15 protein-coding genes are annotated in these 16,751 nt (G+C 61.1%); 8 read left to right on the forward strand and 7 right to left on the reverse strand.

The window, feature by feature from the left end; all coding sequences use genetic code 11:
- Positions 1-79 precede the first annotated feature (79 nt).
- The 3 genes from ACE03M_RS05860 to lipB are packed head-to-tail and all read right to left on the reverse strand — an operon-like array spanning position 80 to position 2,568.
- On the reverse strand, positions 80-811 hold the full coding sequence (locus tag ACE03M_RS05860; RefSeq protein WP_143921617.1) for a DUF4191 domain-containing protein: 732 nt from the start codon (positions 809-811) through the stop codon (positions 80-82).
- Positions 812-866: 55 nt separating this feature from the next.
- Positions 867-1,919, reverse strand: coding sequence for a lipoyl synthase (gene lipA, locus ACE03M_RS05865; protein ID WP_143921618.1), 1,053 nt, complete (start codon positions 1,917-1,919; stop codon positions 867-869).
- Between the two features lie 10 nt (positions 1,920-1,929).
- Positions 1,930-2,568: a lipoyl(octanoyl) transferase LipB gene (gene lipB, locus ACE03M_RS05870; protein WP_143921619.1), complete on the reverse strand. Its 639-nt coding sequence runs from the start codon at positions 2,566-2,568 to the stop codon at positions 1,930-1,932.
- Positions 2,569-2,746: 178 nt separating this feature from the next.
- Between lipB and ACE03M_RS05875 the strand changes: the two genes are divergently transcribed.
- On the forward strand, positions 2,747-4,219 hold the full coding sequence (locus ACE03M_RS05875; RefSeq protein ID WP_485933132.1) for a serine/threonine-protein kinase: 1,473 nt from the start codon (positions 2,747-2,749) through the stop codon (positions 4,217-4,219).
- Between the two features lie 107 nt (positions 4,220-4,326).
- Here ACE03M_RS05875 and sucB read toward each other — a convergent pair whose 3' ends face one another.
- The 3 genes from sucB to ACE03M_RS05890 form a co-directional block, all read right to left on the reverse strand.
- A complete protein-coding gene (gene sucB, locus ACE03M_RS05880) occupies positions 4,327-6,180 on the reverse strand; it encodes a 2-oxoglutarate dehydrogenase, E2 component, dihydrolipoamide succinyltransferase (RefSeq protein ID WP_485933133.1) in 1,854 nt (617 codons plus the stop codon).
- A 20-nt stretch (positions 6,181-6,200) separates the two neighbouring features.
- Positions 6,201-7,589 (reverse strand): dihydrolipoyl dehydrogenase, encoded by a 1,389-nt coding sequence (gene lpdA, locus ACE03M_RS05885; RefSeq protein WP_204235617.1) that lies wholly within the window; start codon positions 7,587-7,589, stop codon positions 6,201-6,203.
- Between the two features lie 153 nt (positions 7,590-7,742).
- Positions 7,743-9,233 carry a leucyl aminopeptidase gene (locus ACE03M_RS05890; RefSeq protein ID WP_485933134.1) on the reverse strand — a complete coding sequence of 497 codons (1,491 nt, stop codon included), beginning with the start codon at positions 9,231-9,233 and terminating at the stop codon, positions 7,743-7,745.
- Positions 9,234-9,393: 160 nt separating this feature from the next.
- On the opposite strand from ACE03M_RS05890, the gene ACE03M_RS05895 reads away from it, so the two are divergent.
- A complete protein-coding gene (locus ACE03M_RS05895; protein WP_485933135.1) occupies positions 9,394-10,500 on the forward strand; it encodes a quinone-dependent dihydroorotate dehydrogenase in 1,107 nt (368 codons plus the stop codon).
- Here the strand turns inward: ACE03M_RS05895 and ACE03M_RS05900 are convergent.
- The gene (locus tag ACE03M_RS05900) at positions 10,475-11,035 is read right to left on the reverse strand and encodes a DUF3043 domain-containing protein (protein ID WP_235347010.1); all 561 of its coding nucleotides are present in this window, start codon (positions 11,033-11,035) and stop codon (positions 10,475-10,477) included. The genes ACE03M_RS05895 and ACE03M_RS05900 overlap by 26 nt on opposite strands.
- Positions 11,036-11,112: 77 nt before the next feature.
- Here ACE03M_RS05900 and ACE03M_RS05905 point away from each other — a divergent pair, with 77 nt between their 5' ends.
- The 6 genes from ACE03M_RS05905 (at position 11,113) to ACE03M_RS05930 (ending at position 16,703) form a co-directional block, all read left to right on the forward strand.
- Positions 11,113-12,486 carry a M20/M25/M40 family metallo-hydrolase gene (locus ACE03M_RS05905; RefSeq protein WP_485933136.1) on the forward strand — a complete coding sequence of 458 codons (1,374 nt, stop codon included), beginning with the start codon at positions 11,113-11,115 and terminating at the stop codon, positions 12,484-12,486.
- Positions 12,487-12,570: 84 nt separating this feature from the next.
- On the forward strand, positions 12,571-12,924 hold the full coding sequence (locus tag ACE03M_RS05910; protein ID WP_101618722.1) for a HesB/IscA family protein: 354 nt from the start codon (positions 12,571-12,573) through the stop codon (positions 12,922-12,924).
- A gap of 36 nt (positions 12,925-12,960) precedes the next feature.
- Positions 12,961-13,629, forward strand: a complete 669-nt coding sequence (gene aat, locus ACE03M_RS05915; RefSeq protein ID WP_485933137.1) for a leucyl/phenylalanyl-tRNA--protein transferase — start codon at positions 12,961-12,963, stop codon at positions 13,627-13,629.
- 109 nt (positions 13,630-13,738) lie between these two features.
- Positions 13,739-14,611: an aa3-type cytochrome oxidase subunit II gene (ctaC, locus tag ACE03M_RS05920; RefSeq protein WP_143921628.1), complete on the forward strand. Its 873-nt coding sequence runs from the start codon at positions 13,739-13,741 to the stop codon at positions 14,609-14,611.
- Positions 14,608-16,305, forward strand: a complete 1,698-nt coding sequence (ctaD, locus tag ACE03M_RS05925) for an aa3-type cytochrome oxidase subunit I (RefSeq protein ID WP_143921629.1) — start codon at positions 14,608-14,610, stop codon at positions 16,303-16,305. Before ctaC ends, ctaD begins: the two co-directional genes overlap by 4 nt.
- On the forward strand, positions 16,302-16,703 hold the full coding sequence (locus ACE03M_RS05930; RefSeq protein WP_485933138.1) for a cytochrome c oxidase subunit 4: 402 nt from the start codon (positions 16,302-16,304) through the stop codon (positions 16,701-16,703). Before ctaD ends, ACE03M_RS05930 begins: the two co-directional genes overlap by 4 nt.
- Positions 16,704-16,751: the final 48 nt, after the last annotated feature.

The raw sequence follows: 16,751 nt of genomic DNA on the forward strand, positions 1-16,751 counted from the left end.
GTGCCCCACTGCCCTTACTGCGACTGCTGCAGTGCGTCGGTGTGGACCGCTGCAGTGTGTCGATGGGTGAACGCAGAGATCAGCGTCCGCGCATCGCCTTATGGTTCGGGCGAGCCTTGTTCGGGTCAATGCCCTTCGGGATCGGAGGACGAGTCCCCTGAGTGCCGAGAGCGGCGAGGCGATTGCGCACGGCAAGCACTTCGTTCTTATTGAGCTTGCGCGGAAGCTTCTGCACAGCCGGCACGACCTGCTTCATCTTCAGCTGGCCATCCTCGTTGCCTCCCTGGAACGTGTGAACCGGGACGTTGGGCAGAATGCGCTCGTGGCGCTTCCGCTCCTTGGCCAGCAGCTTCGCGCTGCGACCCTTCGGTCCTTCGCTGAGCAGAACGACTCCCGCACGACCGGTCGAGCGGAACACAAGGTCGCGACTCTTGGGGTCGATGGCGATGGGCTTGTCGTCCATCAGGTAACCGCGGCGGGCGGTGTTGAGGACGGCGCCGAAGGCTCCGGGCTGTCCGTCCATCTGTGCGAAAGCTGCGGTTTCGGCAAACCGGCCGAGCATGAACATGCCGAGCAGCAGACCCACCATGAAGCCGAGGATCGTTGTGAAGACCGCTCCGCCGAACAGAAGTCCGGCCAGCAGGCCGAGGAGCGTGCAGCCGAGGATCGCCGCGGCCAACAGCCACGGGGTGGCCTTGTTGTGCTTGGCCGACAGTTCGTAGACCTGCTTCATCTGTGCCAGACGCCCTGGCTTCTTGTTCGGGTCCTTGGGCTTCCGGCGGAAAAGTCCCTTGCGCGGTTCTTCGCTCATGCTCTCACTTGCTCTTGAATGGCGTATCGGCGTCGGGGCCGGGCCCCGAGCGCTCTCATTGCTCAGCAGTCAAGTCTACCTCTTCGCCCGGACCGAATGTATCCACAACGGCCTGAGCCTCCTGCTTGGCAGGAGTGTGCTTGTCAAGGTGGGACAGGTGGGCGGGGATCTGCTCCCCACGGTGGCGCATAGCGGTCGCCCACAGGCGGCCGGCACGGTATGAGGAACGCACCAGGGGGCCGGACATGACGCCTGAGAATCCGATGTCCTGTGCGGCATCGCGCAGCATCACGAAGTCGGCCGGCTTGACCCATCGAGTGACGGGATGGTGGCGCGGGGAGGGCCTCAGGTACTGGTTGATCGTGATGAGATCGCACCCAGCCGCGTGCAGGTCACGCAGAGTCTCGATGATCTCGTCGTTCGTCTCACCCATGCCCAGCATGAGGTTGGACTTCGTGATGAGGCCGGCCTCGCGTGCCCGGGTGATCACGGACAGTGACCGCTCGTAGCGGAAGGCCGGACGGATCCGCTTGAAGATGCGGGGGACAGTCTCAACATTGTGAGCCAGCACCTCCGGACGTGAGGAGAAGACCTCGGCCAGCTGATCGGGTTCAGCATTGAAGTCAGGGATGAGGAGTTCGACGCCCGTACCGCTTCCATCGGTGCTGTCGAGATTGTGGATCTGACGTACGGTCTCGGCATACAGCCATGCGCCGCCGTCGTCGAGGTCGTCGCGGGCAACTCCGGTGATCGTCGAATAGCGCAGGCCCATCTCTCCGACGGAGGCTGCCACACGGCGAGGTTCATCGGCATCGAAATCGGCAGGCTTGCCTGTATCGATCTGACAGAAATCACAGCGTCGTGTGCACTGTTCGCCGCCGATGAGGAACGTCGCTTCGCGGTCTTCCCAGCATTCGAAGATATTGGGGCAGCCGGCTTCTTCGCAGACAGTGTGCAGCTCCTGCTTGCGAACCAGTGATTTCAGAGACGTGTATTCGGGGCCGATATGGGCCTTTGCCTTGATCCAGGCGGGCTTGTCTTCGATCGGCGTCTCTGAGTTCCGTGCTTCGACACGGAGCATGCGACGGCCTTCTGGCGCTATGGTCACGTCAATTCTCCTAGGCTGTGATGTGGTGGTGCAGGATCTCGTCAAGGCGGTTCGCGACATCCTCAGGTGTCACGCTTCGTCCGAGTTCTGCACTCATGGTCGTGGTGTCGGCGTCCGTGATCCCGCAGGCGATGATCGATTCGTATGCGTCGAGGTCATTGCTGCAGTTCAGTGCCAGACCGTGCATGGTCACGCCCTCGTGGATGCGGATGCCGATTGCGCCGATCTTCCGGTCACGGCGGGTTCCGTCTCCGAGGATCCAAACACCCGCGCGCCCCTCGATGGTCGTGGCTTCGATGTCGTACTCAGCGAGAAGTTCGATCATCGAATCCTCGAGCTGAGAGACGAACAGTCTGACCTCTTTGATGTCATTGAGCTTGTACACGAGGTAGGCGACGAGCTGACCCGGCCCATGCCAGGTGATCTTCCCTCCACGGTCGACATCGACTACCTCTGTGCCGTCGGTCGGCCGCTCATGGTCTTCCGTACGTTTTCCCGCAGTGTAGACCGGCGGGTGTTCGAGCAGGAGAATCGTTGATCTGCGATCCCCAGCGAGCACTTCTTCGTGATACTTCTTCTGCAAGTCCCAGGTTCGCAGGTAGTCCGAGTAAACGGGTGCGAAGCCCAGTGTTTCGGTGACCAGAGGCATGCCTCCAGACTATGTCCCTTCACCCGGGGGTTCAATTTCACTGAAGATGAGCCTCAACACCTTTGGGCGCTCTGACCCTATTGACATAGATCGAGACATCAAACACTATTAAATACAGTCAAATCGAATCATATCGCGCTATAAATGCCGCGCAATCCATCGACGGAGATGACGAACAATGACGTGGGAACTCCAAGCCCCGATCTCTGACGACATTCATCGACTGGTGAATGCTCAGGGGCAGACGCTCTGGGGAGTCGCCCATGGCGGCTTCGACGCAGATCATCCGGATGCTCTCGGCATCGCCGAAGTCGATCTGCCTACCGGCTCTACCTCCCTTCTCCTCGTGAAACCGCTTGCCGGCGGACTCGTCCTCGACGCTGTCCGTTCCTACCAGGGGCTGGTGGAAGGGGAGTTGGCCACGCTCTTCCTCGGCATCGTCGACGAGCTGCAGGGGAGCAGCCATGCGCAATCTCGTCTCTGCCTCGATAGCATCGGCCTCGATGCCGATGGCCACCCCCGGATCATTCCCGGAATCAGCCGGACCTCACCCGCTTCGACCCGATTCGCGGTCGGAGAGATGCTCTTTCACGCAGCGCACGGTCGTCCGTGGGAGCAGAGTCCCCTTCCGGTCTCCGTCGCCTTGGACGGCTGTTCCCAGCCGCTGCAGACATTGGTCGCACAGCTGCTGGGCGACTCGTGTGCTGTCTCCGGTCTCAATGACACCCTCGACGAGGTGAGCGCGGCACTGCGTCGAACCGGCGCCGCCAGTGCGCTCCCGCTGCTTCCTGCTGAACCCGACCTCGACCCAGGAAAGGCCCTGACGGCCCGATTGCGAGCAGCAAAGTCACCCACGCCCGTGCGTCGGCCCGATACCGCGATGACCCCAGGTCGGAACGAGGCCACAGGCACCGCAAGCCGGCTGCGGGCAGCCAGCCGAGAAGGTGTTCCCAGGCGGAGCCGGGGACGTCACCGAGGCCGAATGAGTCCAAACCGGCTGACTCGTCTGTCATCAACGTTCGGTGAGGGCTGTCGCAGTCTGCTGGATCGGCTGCCGAGTGTGGAACGACGACCACAGAAGCCGACGACCGGGCTGCGAGCCTGGGCTCTCATCGCAGTTCTCGTAACGATCCTCGGCGGGGCCGTCATGGTCAGGACGTGGAGCACGGAGGGAACCGCCGCCTCGGTGAGTTCGCCAGAGGACTCGGTGCCGTCTTCGGCAGAGGGCTCCGTGCCGGGAACGCGTGAGCCGGACAGCGATGCGGGGAGAATGTCGGACAGGGATGCCGGGAGAATGTCGGACAGCCAGATCCTTGCGCTGCTGGATGACCTCTGCCGAAAGCGCTCGGATGCGTTGAGCGCCGGTGATGAGCAGGCTTTAGCGAATCTGACCGTCCCCGACTCCTCAGCAGCAGCGGCCGATGAGCTGCTCGACCTCCACGCCTTCGTCGGCAACGACTATGCGATCGACTTGGACGATCCAGTCGTCAGAGAACAGACGGACAACCACATCCTGGTCCGGGCCCGCATGTCGACGAGCGTCACGGCCGAAGGGAAGGAGGCAGGGTTCGAGCCCACCCACGTCGAGTTCGAGTTGGTGCCCCATGGCAGTGCATGGAAGATTCTCGCAGTCACGGAGATCGTCGGTTGATTGGGAGAGGCCTGAAGGGATGAGAAAGGCCGGCCACATCAGTGACCGGCCTTCCCATCTCCCTGGAGAGTCTGGCGACTCACCACAGGAACTGCTCCTGATACATATCAGAGATCGAGGTCCGCCTCGAAGTTGCCTTCTTCCAGACGCGCCTTGATCGTCTGCAGGAATCGTCCTGCATCCGCACCGTCAACCAACTGGTGGTTGTAGGTCAACGGCAGGTAGACCATGTCGCGGATGGCGATGGACTCTTCCCCGTCTGCAGTCTTGACGACGATCGGACGTCGCACAATCGTACCGGTGCCCAGAATGCCCATCTGCGGCTGATTGATGATCGGAGTATCGAACAGAGCTCCCACCGAACCGATATTGGTGATGGTGAACGTTCCACCCGAGAGCTCATCAGGCATGATCTTGTTGTTGCGAGTTCGGTCCGCGACATCGTCGATGGACTTCGAGATCCCGGCGATACTCAGGTCGCCAGCGTCTTTGATCACAGGCACGAGGAGTCCCCGAGGGGTGTCCACCGCGATCGCCAGGTGCTCATGATCGAAGTACGTGATCTGCTGAGATTCCAGATCGTACTGCGCGTTGACCTTCGGGTGCTGCTTGAGCGCCTCGACGACGGCCTTCCCGAAGAACGGCAGGTAGGTCAGCTTCGAGCCGTGCTTTGACTGGAAGGCTTCTTTGTTGGCCTTGCGCAGCTTCACGACCTGAGTCATATCGACCTCGACCACCTGGGTCAGCTGAGCCGATACATCGAGGGACTCGCTCATCCGCTTGGCAATCGTCTGGCGAATGCGCGAAGCCTTCTCCGTGGTGCCACGAAGTTTCGCAGCCTCCTCGGGAATCTCGAGCTTGAACGGTGCCTTGGCGCCGCCGGCTGCCGGAGCTGCCGAACCCGACGTTGCCGAACCACGATTCGCGGCCGCGGCGACGACGTCCTGCTTGCGGATGCGTCCGCCCACACCGGTGCCGGTGACCGAACTCAGATCGACTCCCTCATCGCGTGCCAGACGCCGCACGAGAGGGGTCACATATGCGGCATTCTCACCAACGGTGTCAGCAGCGGCGGGAGCAGATGCTGGGCTCTCGGACTTCGCCGCGGCAGGCTTCGACGCGGCAGGGGCAGAGGTCTCCTGCTTCGGCGCTTCATCTGCGGGTGCGGACTTCTCGTCCTCGGCAGGTGCTTCTTCCTGTGGTTCCTCAGCAGGGGCTTCCTGAGCCTTTTCCTCCTGAGGTTCTTCTTCAGCGGCGGAAGACTCTGCCTCAGCCGACTCCGAATCGGAGGATCCCGAGTCGGAGGAGGCGGGAGCGCCCGAGCCGACGCGAGCCAACGGTGCTCCGACCTCGACGGTCTCGTCCTCTTCGGCCAGGTGTGCCTGAACTGTTCCTGCCACTGGGGAGGGGACCTCTGTGTCGACCTTGTCGGTGGACACCTCGAGCAGAGGTTCGTCGACTTCTACCTCTTCGCCGACCTCTTTGAGCCACCGAGTAACGGTGCCTTCGGTCACGGACTCACCAAGCGCTGGCATGGTGATCTCGGTGCCTTCGCCTTCGGAACCCGACGAGGCCGGTGCTTCAGCAGCCGATTCGTCTGTGGAGTCAGAGGCTGTCTCCACGGCTTCCTCTTCCGCTGCGGGCTCCGATTCCTCGGCTGGTTCGGACGAGTCCTCATCGGAGGAGTCTTGCGCCTCGGTCGAGTCTGCGGAATCGGATCCGCTGCCGTCGCCGATGTAGGCAAGGTCTCCACCGACTTCGACGACATCGTCTTCGTCGGCCAAGATCTTCTCGAGAACACCTGCGTACGGGCTGGGGATCTCCGTGTCGACCTTGTCGGTCGACACCTCGAGCAACGGCTCGTCTACTTCGATTTCTTCACCGACGGACTTCAGCCAGCGGGTGACTGTTCCTTCGGTCACCGACTCACCGAGAGCCGGCATCTGCACGGAATTCGACATGTCTTTCGTCTCCTCGGATCTTAAGAGTGGAAGTGCAGGGGTTTGCCGGCAAGGGCCAGGTGGGCCTCGCCGAGTGCTTCATTCTGCGTCGGGTGAGCGTGAATGAGTTGCGCAACTTCCTCTGGGAATGCCTCCCAGTTGACGATCAGTTGGGCTTCGCCGGCCTGTTCGCTCAGTCGAGCGCCAATGCCGTGGACGCCGACGACGGGTCCGTCCTTCTCACGGATGACCTTGATCAGACCCGTGGTATTCAGGATCACGGACTTGCCGTTGCCACCCAGGTTGTATTCGATGGATTCGACGCTGTCGGCTCCATACTGCTCTTCGGCCTGCTTGGACGAGAGTCCGACAGAGAAGATCTCAGGTTCGCAGTAGGTCACGCGAGGAATACCGGATTCCAACACAGGAACCGGGTTGAGTCCAGCGATCTCCTCGGCGATGAAGATTCCCTGACCGAAGGCACGGTGGGCCAGCTGCAGGCCGGGAACGATGTCGCCGCAGGCGTAGATGTTGCCGACGCCGGTGTGGAGCCGCTCATTGGCCAGGACGAATCCGCGGTCCATAGGGATGCCCTGCTCTTCGAAGCCGAACCCGTCGGTGACCGGGCCACGGCCGACAGCAACGAGGAGGTACTCGGCTTCGAGGACCGAACCGTCTTCGAGAGTCACCTTGACTCCGTCGGCGGTCTCTTCGACGCCCTTGAACATGGTGCCGAGCTTGAAGCCGATCTTGCGTTTCTTGAAGGCACGTTCGAGGTTCTTCGAGATCGTCTCGTCCTCGTTGGCCACGAGGTGCTTGAGTCCCTCAACGATGGTGACCTTGGCACCGAACGACGACCACACGCTGGCGAACTCGACGCCGATGACGCCGCCGCCGAGGACGATCGCTGAGCCGGGTACCTTGTCGAGCTCGAGAGCTTCGGTGCTCGTGATCACACGCTCGGTGATGTCGAGGCCGATGGTCTTCGACGTCGAACCCGTCGACAGGAGAACATTCGTGCCGGTGACGGTGTGCTTGCCGTCTTCACCTTCGACCTCGACCGTGTCCTTGCCGACGAGTTTGCCGGTGCCGAAGTACGTGTCGATTCCACGTGCTTTGACCAGACCCTGCAGGCCCTTATAGTTGCGAGAAATGACATTGTTCTTGTAGTCGAGAACTTTCTCGATGTCGATGCCCTTGAATTCGACCTCAATGCCGAAGTTGGACGATTCCTTCGCTGTGTCAGCGACTTCTGCAGCATGCAGAAGCGCCTTCGTCGGAACACAACCGCGGTGCAAGCATGTGCCGCCAACCTTGTCGCGTTCGATCAAAGCAACCTTCATGTCGAGCTCTGCAGCGCGCAGCGCGGCGGCGTAGCCGCCGGTTCCGCCGCCCAGAACGACAAGGTCGTAGGTCAATGAGTCACTCACGGATTACTCCTCGTAGCTGTGAATAAGCCTGCCTTACGCAGCTTTCCTTCTATCTTTCCACTTTTCTCGCCAAGGGCGAAAGCACACGCTGTCTGTTTGGACACAGGTGGCGATGATCACGTCAAGATCGACAGCATGTAGAAATCTGGTGTGTCAGTTCACCTGCTTCGCTGCTTGGATGAGGGTCCGAACTGCCGCGCCGGTGGCGGCGACCGGGGTGTAGCCGAATGCGGACCCGGTGTTGAAGCTCGGTCCGGCGATGTCAATGTGTGCCCAGTTCGCGTCCTCGCCGACGAATTCCTGGAGGAATGCGGCGGCCGCGAGCATACCGCCGTGGCGGGGACCGGAGTTCTTCAGATCCGCGGCATTGGAGTCGAAACCGGAGAGCATCTCCTCGGGGATGGGCATTGCCCACATCTCTTCGCCGGCAACCGCGGCTGAAGCGGTCACGAGATTGCGTGCAGCCTCAGCGCCCATGACGCCGGACGTCCGATTGCCCAAAGCCACGACCTGCGCACCTGTCAGTGTGGCCACGTCGATGAGCAGATCAGGATTCTCTGCGCTGGCGTCTGCCAACGCATCGGCGAGGACCAAGCGGCCCTCGGCATCGGTATTGGTGACTTCGACCGTCTTGCCGCTGCGCATATGCAGCACGTCGCTGGGACGAGTAGCCGATGATCCCGGCATGTTCTCAGCCAGGGGCAGCCAGGCAGTCGCGCGGACTGGCAGTCCCAGGTCTGCGATGGCGAACAGGGCCTGGACGACGGCTGCCGCACCGGCCATGTCGGACTTCATGTCCTCCATGCTCGCTGCGGGTTTGAGGGAGATGCCGCCGGAGTCGAAGGTGATGCCCTTGCCGACGAAGCTCACGTGACGCTCGGCACCCTTGGGGGAGTATTCGACTTTGACCAGACGCGGGCCGCGGGTTGATCCCTGGCCGACACCGATGAGTCCACCGTATCCACCGGCTTGGAGTTCCTTCTCGCCGAGGACGCTCACTTTGAGCTTGCGTTCCTTGCCCTGATCCTTGACGCGCTGGGCGAAGGATTCGGGGTAGAGATCGAGGGGAGGGGTATTGACGAGGTCGCGAGCACGATTCGTCGCTGCGGCGATGATCGCGCCGTTGGAGTGTGCTGCCGAGTGCTCTTTGCTCTTGGGCCCGAGGATGGTGACCGCTCCGGGCACCTTGTCTGCGTCCTGGCTGCGGTAGTCGATGAAGCGGTAGGCGCCGAGGCCCGCACCGATGGTGACGGCTTCGACTGCCTGAGCGGTGATGGCCGGCAGGCCCACAGCAATCGAATCCACACCGTCGAGGGCACGCAGGGCGCTGCCTGCGGCGCGGCGGAGGACTTCGTGCGACTTCGCTGCGGCGTCATTGCCGGATGCTGTGGAGTCGAAGGCGCCGAGACCGACCAGCAGGATGCTCGTCGAGGAGAAGCCCTTGGGCGCGGCTACTCGTGCGGTGGATCCGGCCTTGCCGCTGAATTCGATGGCGCGGACCACGTCCTCCAGAGCGGTGCGTGCGGTTTTCGCAGTGTCGAGGCCGAGGACCTTGTCGTCAGCGACTCCCAACACCAGAACGGAAGCGGTGGCTTTCACGAGTGTGGTCGAAGAGTAGCTGGTGGGCGTGGATGCACTGGGCATATATTCCCTTTCATCGTCTTTGAACGTTGAATCGATCCTAATGCCATTTCACGGGGGATGGATAACGGTGACCGTTCTGAACAGGGAACTGTGTGAATTCCCTCTGTCTGTGAACCGTGCCGCCCTTCGGCCGATCTTTCACCTGACATATTCTGGAGGTGTGTACTCACTTATCTTCAAACTCTTCTTCGCCCCCATGGATGCCGAACGCGCACATCATGTGTCGTTCACAGCGCTGAGAATCCTCGACTCCGTCCCTGGTCTGGGACGTCTGCTGCGTTTGGTTCTGGCCCGCGGCACCCGCGATGAGGTGGATGTGCTGGGCCTGCGCTTCCCCAATCGCCTCGGACTCGCAGCTGGTTTCGACAAGAACGGTGAAGGGATTCGCGCGCTGTCTGCGCTGGGCTTCGGCCATATCGAGGTCGGCACGATCACCGCTCATGCTCAGCCCGGCAATGACAAGCCTCGACTGTTTCGTCTGCGGGACAATCTTGCGCTGCTCAATCGGATGGGCTTCAACAACCAGGGTGCCCGGCAGGCTGCTTTCAACATCGAAAAGCAGCGGAGGTCGATTGTCTCCCTGCCTGATGCCCAGCGCCCGATCATCGGGATCAACATCGGCAAGACCAAGGTCGTCGACGCTGCCGATGCGGTCGAGGACTATGCGAGTTCAGCGCGGTTCTGTGCGCCTCTGGCTGACTACCTCGTCATCAATGTGAGTTCGCCGAACACTCCGGGTCTGCGTGACCTGCAGTCTGTGTCGAGTCTGGAGCCCATCATCGACGCCGTGCGCTCTGCCGCCGCCGAGGTGGTGAGAACTCCTCGTTCCACGCTCGGTCATGTGCCGCTGCTGGTCAAGATCGCACCCGATCTCAATGACGACGATGTCGTTGAGATCTGTGATCTCGCGGTGCGTTCGGGTGTCGATGGCCTCATCACCACCAACACCACGATCGATCGGAACGTGCTGACTGGTCGGGAAGCTGACTTCGCTCGCGGCCAGGCTGGTGGAATCTCGGGCCGACCGTTGGCTCGCCGGTCGATGGAAGTCCTGCGGTTGGTCAAGGCCACCGTGGGCGAGAACTTGAGCATCATCTCGGTCGGCGGAATCGCTGATTCCAATGACATCAGCGCCCGACTTGCGGCGGGCGCTGATCTTGTTCAGTCCTATTCGGAGATGATCTACTCCGGACCGTTCTGGCCCGGACGGATCATCCGCGCCAGGCGGGCGCGGACTCTGCTCACTCGGGGTACTGGCGGCGCTTGACCTGAGGCTTCGGCATGCGCAGCGGACGGATCTGGACGCTGCGCATGATCGCGTAGAAGGCCAGGCCTCGTTCGACGGTTCCGAACTTGGCTTTCAACCGTCCCTTGAGGATGTAGTTGACGATGACACCGTCGAGGATGACCAACGCCAGCAGGCCCCAGACCGCGTAGGTGAAGTACTGCTGAATGGCGACCGGCTGCGTGAATGCCACAACCAAGATCAGAATCGCGGCGGGGATGAACAGCTCACCGATTGAGAAGCGAGCATCGATGTAGTCGCGAACATAGCGACGCTGGGGACCTTTGTCGCGGCGTGTGAGGTACTGCTCTTCGCCGTTCATCATGCCGATGCGGGCACGATCGCGGTCCTTGCGCGTCTGTTCCTTGGCCCTCTGGTTCGCCACCTTGCGATCCTTCGAAACCAGCGGCTGCTTACGCACCGATTCCTGCTGACTGCGCTTGGGCGTCGGTCGTCCTTTCTTCTGCTCAGCCTCACGCTGCGTGGCAGCACCAGGGTGTGAACCGTCATCGTTCACCGGTCGATTGTCGGAGGATTGCGCATCCTCATGAGATTTTTTGCTTCCGAACACCTAATGAATACTACCTTTGGAGAATGAGCGAATCGACTTCTGCACTGGACAGTGCACAATTGCATGCCGAACTCGACACTATTTTCGACGAGGTCATCGACCAGTTGACCGATCTCGTGGCGATCCCCTCGGTCGCCTGGCCGAGCTTCGATCCCGCCAACGTTCAAGCCAGCGCCGAAGCAGTCGCCGGCCTCGCCCGCAATCTGGGCCTTCACGTCGACATCCTGAGCGCGGCACAGGAGGACGGAACGGACGGGTACCCGGCAGTTGTCGCCTCGGTGCCGGCTCCAGCAGGTGCACCGACCGTACTGCTCTACGCTCACCACGACGTCCAGCCTCCAGGCAAGCCCGAAGCTTGGGAGACCGAACCCTTCATCGCCACCCGGGTCGGGGATCGTCTCTATGGTCGTGGGGCCGCCGACGACAAAGCCGGCGTCATGGTCCACCTCACATCGCTGCGGCTCCTGGCAGACCGCCTCGGCGTAGGGGTGAGACTCTTCATTGAAGGCGAGGAAGAGGCTGGCAGCCCGAGCTTCCGCAACTTCCTGGAGACCTACCAGGACAAACTTGCTGCCGACGTCATCGTCGTTGCCGATTCCGGGAATTGGGCGGCGGGCACTCCAGCTCTGACAACCAGCCTGCGGGGCATGTGCGCCATCGAGTTCGAGATCTCCACACTCGATCACGCGGTGCATTCGGGAATGTACGGCGGAATCGTCCCCGACGCGATGCTGGCCATGACGCGGGTGCTGAGCAGCCTCCACGATGAGAACGGCTCCGTTGCCGTCCAAGGACTCAAGTCACAGATCGACAGCGACATCGACTACGAAGAGTCAACGATCCGCTCCGACTCCGGTGTTCTGGAATCGACTTCACTCATCGGTTCCGGATCCCTGGCTTCCCGACTGTGGACCCAGCCTGCGATCACCGTCATCGGACTCGACATCCCCGACGTCGATGTCTCCTCGAACACTCTCCAGTCCAGCTTGCGGGCAAAGCTGTCGATCCGGTTGGCCCCAGGAGACACACCCGAGGACGCGGCCCAGGCAGTCGAAGCGCACCTGCGTGACAATCTTCCCTTCGGCGCCACCCTCACCATCGGAGACACGGAGGGTGGCAGCCCATGGCAGGCAGACGCGAACGATCCCGTGGTGCAGACCGCCCAACGCGCCCTCACCGAAGCATGGGGGCAGGAGTCCGTGACCATGGGCATCGGCGGCTCGATCCCTTTCATCGCCGATCTCCTCGAGGTGTTCCCCCAGGCCTCAATCCTCGTCACCGGAGTCGAAGACCCGGACGCCAGGGCACACAGCGCGAATGAGTCGCTGTACCTGCCCGATTTCAAGGCGGCAATCGTGGCCGAAGCGCTTCTTCTGCAGAAACTGGCAGCGGGTTGAGGGCGACTCGGGAATAGGTTCATCGTCGATAGCGTTGTGCGCGGTGTAGCCTGGAGACAGGCAGGATCGAAATAAGGAGTAACCATGACTGTGACGAACGAAGCGATGGCCACGCACGAGGTTGAACTGTCGAGCACGGCGGCCGACAAGGTGCGCAGCCTGTTGCAGCAGGAAGGTCGCGACGACCTGCGACTGCGTGTGGCCGTTCAGCCCGGCGGCTGCTCTGGTCTGATCTATCAGCTGTACTTCGACGAGCGTCAGCTCGACGGTGACGCTGTGCGTGACTTCGACGGAGTCGAGGTCATCGTGGATCGGATGAGCGTGCCCTACCTCGGCGGCTCGACCATCGATTTCGCTGACACCATCGAGAAGCAGGGCTTCACGATCGACAACCCGAACGCTGGCGGCTCCTGCGCATGCGGCGACTCGTTCCACTGATGTCCGCCCACTGAAACAGACCTGAAAGTCACCGAGATGGACCTGGAGGATCTGCGCGCCGTGTCATACACGGCAACGCAGCCCCAGGTCCTCTCTTCGTATCGGGCCGGACTGTTCCCCATGGGCATCGGCAGCGGCGGCACCGGTCGAATGGGATGGTGGGCACCGCGACGTCGCGGTGTGCTGTTCCCAGGGGACCTCAAAGTCAGCAAGAGTCTGCGCAAGTCCATGCGCCGCTTTGAATTCAGCGTAAACATGGATTTCGAACGGGTCATTCGCGCCTGCGCGGACCCCAGCAGGCCCGGCAGCTGGATCACCGAAGACATCATCGGCCTCTACTTGGGCCTCCACTCAGGGGGATGGGCTCATTCTGTCGAAGTCAGATCAGAAGGCGTCCTCGTGGGAGGTCTCTACGGTGTGGCCATCGGCTCATTCTTCGCCGGAGAATCGATGTTTCACACCCAGCGAGACGCCTCGAAAGCCGCACTTGTCCACCTCGTCTCCCTCCTCGATGGAACCACGGCTCCAGCACTTCCCACCTCGGTCGACACTGATGACGACGCGAATGGATGGCTCATCGATACGCAGTGGCAGACGTCACACCTGGCGAGCCTCGGCGTGTCGGAGATCAGCGGTCTCGACTACTCCGCTCGGCTAGATTCCGCTCTCCGCGGGAATCGTTGTCAGGTTTTTCTCAACAAATGATCATTTGCATGTGAATTTCTACCGCTTGTAGCGGTACTCTGGGAACTGACATAGTAAGAATTCGTCCTTCGGGCATCCGGAGGACGAATACGGTTGTGAAAGGCTGCACGTGGATTCTCCGAATCAGGCAGGACCGGGAAGGTCCTGGGCGAAGCGGCTCGGCACTCTGGGCGCCGTCGCTGTACTGGCGTTGCTGTCCGGCTGCACGAAAGAGCAAGTCTCCACAGGATTCTTCCCCGCCGAATCGAAGGGCGCCACCAACCACACCGAGGCCTACACCTCACTGTGGAACGGCGCATGGATCGCCCTGCTGATTGTGGGGCTGATCGTCTGGGGGCTCATCCTGTGGGCGATGGTCGCTTACCGCCGCCGCAAGAACGATCGCGGACTGCCTGTGCAGCTGCGCTACAGTATGCCGATCGAAATCCTGTTCACGGTCACCCCAGTCATCCTGGTTCTCGGATTCTTCTTCCAGAGCGTCCAGGTCATGGAGAAGACCACCGACGACACCACTCCCGGTGAACAGGTCATCGAAGTTGCCGCAAAACAATGGGCGTGGGACTTCAACTACGTCAATCAAGACGTGTACTACGCGGGTACGCAGGTTCACCTCGATGGCTCTGAGAAGCCGGGGGAGAAGGCACCGACTCTCTACCTTCCGGTCGACACCGACCTCGAGATCAAACTTCGCTCACGAGATGTCATCCACTCGTTCTGGGTCCCCGCATTCCTCGAGAAGCGCGACATGATTCCTGGTCACGACCAGAGTCTGCATCTGCGCGCCGAGAAAGAAGGCGAGTACGTAGGCAAGTGCGCCGAGCTGTGCGGTGAGTACCACTCGGAGATGCTCTTCAACGTGAAGGTCGTATCCAAGGCCGAGTTCGAGGACTACACCAAGTCCCTCGGCGACGAAGGCAACAAGGGTCAGCTCGGTCCTGAGTACGATCGCAACTGGTACCCGAAAGAAGGTGCTGAAAAATGACCGCCACGATGAATCAGCCGGCTCTTGATGCCCCTGTTGTTCCTCGGAGCAAAGGAAAGGTCATCGTCGACTGGATCACGTCGACAGACCATAAGACGATCGGCTACATGTATCTGATCGCATCGTTCATCTTCTTCTGCGTCGGTGGCGTCATGGCGCTCATCATCCGGCTCGAGCTCTTCGATCCGGGCATGCAGATCATTGAGACGAAGGAACAGTACAACCAGCTGTTCACAATGCACGGCACTCTCATGCTGCTGATGTTCGCGACTCCGTTGTTCGCCGGCTTTGCCAACGTGATCATGCCGCTGCAGATCGGTGCCCCAGACGTGGCTTTCCCTCGTCTCAACGCCTTCGCCTTCTGGATGTTCCTCTTCGGTTCGCTCGTTGCCCTGTCCGGATTCCTCACCCCTCAGGGTGCGGCCTCGTTCGGATGGACCGCATACGCGCCACTGAGCAATACAACGTTCACTCCGGGTGCCGGAGGCAACCTCTGGGTACTCGGCTTGGCGCTGCAGGGGATCGGAACGATCCTCGGCTCGGTCAACTTCATCACCACCATCATCACGATGCGTGCTCCAGGTATGACCATGTTCCGTATGCCGATCTTCACCTGGAACACTCTGATCACCGGCATCCTCGTCCTGATGGCCTTCCAGCCCCTCGCAGCCGCTCTGCTCGTGTTGGGCGCCGACCGAATACTGGGATCACACGTCTTCAGCCCCGGCAACGGCGGACCGATACTGTGGCAGCACCTGTTCTGGTTCTTCGGTCACCCAGAGGTCTATGTCATTGCCCTGCCCTTCTTCGGCATCGTGACGGAGATCTTCCCGGTATTCAGCCGCAAGCCTGTCTTCGGCTACAAGGAACTGGTCTTCGCGACGATCTCGATCGCGGCACTGTCCGTGACCGTGTGGGCCCACCACATGTATGTCACCGGGGTTGTCGCACTGCCGTTCTTCGCCTTCATGACAATGCTCATCGCGATTCCTACAGGGGTGAAGTTCTTCAACTGGGTCGGCACGATGTGGCGGGGATCGATCACCTTCGAGACTCCCATGGTCTGGTCGATCGGGTTCCTCGTCACATTCCTCTTCGGTGGTCTCACCGGTGTCATCCTGGCCAGCCCTGCTCTCGATATGCAGGTCTCGGACTCCTACTTCGTCGTCGCTCACTTCCACTACGTGGTCTTCGGCACAGTCGTGTTTGCGATGTTCGCCGGTTTCTACTTCTGGTGGCCGAAGTGGACCGGCAGGATGCTCAATGAGAAGCTGGGGCACATTCACTTCTGGATGCTGTTCGTGGGCTTCCACGGCACCTTCCTCGTCCAGCACTGGCTGGGAGTCGACGGAATGCCCCGTCGCTATGCTGACTACCTCCCACAAGACGGCTTCACATGGATGAACCAGGTGTCGACTGTCGGCGCAATGCTCCTCGGCCTGTCCATGGTTCCCTTCTTCTGGAACGTGTGGATCACCGCTCGCAATGCACCGAAGGTGACAGTCGATGACCCATGGGGTTACGGCGGATCACTGGAGTGGGCGACTTCCTGCCCACCTCCTCGCCACAACTTCACCTCGCTGCCGCGCATCCGTTCCGAACGCCCGGCATTCGATGTGAACCACCCGGAGCTGCTCGAGTACGCCGGGCACGGGACCGCAGAGCCGCAACTCACAGGAGGTAACGTCAAGTGAAATCCTCGATCTATGTCTTCGTGATCTGTGGCATCTTCTTCGCAGCCGTTGGAGTCTTCTATGGGTTCTACACGGACTTCGCTGAGATGGTCGGATTCCCAGCATTGCTCCTCGTCGGTGCGATGTCCTTGATGATCGGCGTCTACCTGTGGCTGACAGACCGTCGGGTCGGTCGCCAGCCGCAGGATAATGAGCATGCAGAGATCTCCGATGCAGATGCGGACTATGGCTTCTTCAGCCCTTGGAGCTGGTGGCCGATCGCGTGTGCCGGTGCGGCCGCTGTGGCGTTCTACGGAATCGCCATGGGCTGGTGGATCTTCCCGTTCGGTGCCGTACTCGGCCTGGTAGCTCTGGTCGGACTGTCGTACGAACACGATCGTGGGGACCACGCCCACTGATCCGTTCAATCACGAACACCGATTACAGACAGCGCTGATGGCCCGGAC

Source organism: Brevibacterium sp. AGC70, from assembly GCF_057334195.1.

Excerpts from the sequence above, each read along its gene's own strand:
- ACE03M_RS05860 (WP_143921617.1), bottom strand. The coding sequence starts at position 811 with ATGAGCGAAGAACCGCGCAAGGGACTTTTCCGCCGGAAGCCCAAGGAC.
- lipB (WP_143921619.1), bottom strand. The coding sequence starts at position 2,568 with ATGCCTCTGGTCACCGAAACACTGGGCTTCGCACCCGTTTACTCGGAC.
- ACE03M_RS05875 (WP_485933132.1), top strand. The coding sequence starts at position 2,747 with ATGACGTGGGAACTCCAAGCCCCGATCTCTGACGACATTCATCGACTG.
- sucB (WP_485933133.1), bottom strand. The coding sequence starts at position 6,180 with ATGTCGAATTCCGTGCAGATGCCGGCTCTCGGTGAGTCGGTGACCGAA.
- ACE03M_RS05890 (WP_485933134.1), bottom strand. The coding sequence starts at position 9,233 with ATGCCCAGTGCATCCACGCCCACCAGCTACTCTTCGACCACACTCGTG.
- ACE03M_RS05905 (WP_485933136.1), top strand. The coding sequence starts at position 11,113 with ATGAGCGAATCGACTTCTGCACTGGACAGTGCACAATTGCATGCCGAA.
- ACE03M_RS05910 (WP_101618722.1), top strand. The coding sequence starts at position 12,571 with ATGACTGTGACGAACGAAGCGATGGCCACGCACGAGGTTGAACTGTCG.
- aat (WP_485933137.1), top strand. The coding sequence starts at position 12,961 with ATGGACCTGGAGGATCTGCGCGCCGTGTCATACACGGCAACGCAGCCC.
- ctaD (WP_143921629.1), top strand. The coding sequence starts at position 14,608 with ATGACCGCCACGATGAATCAGCCGGCTCTTGATGCCCCTGTTGTTCCT.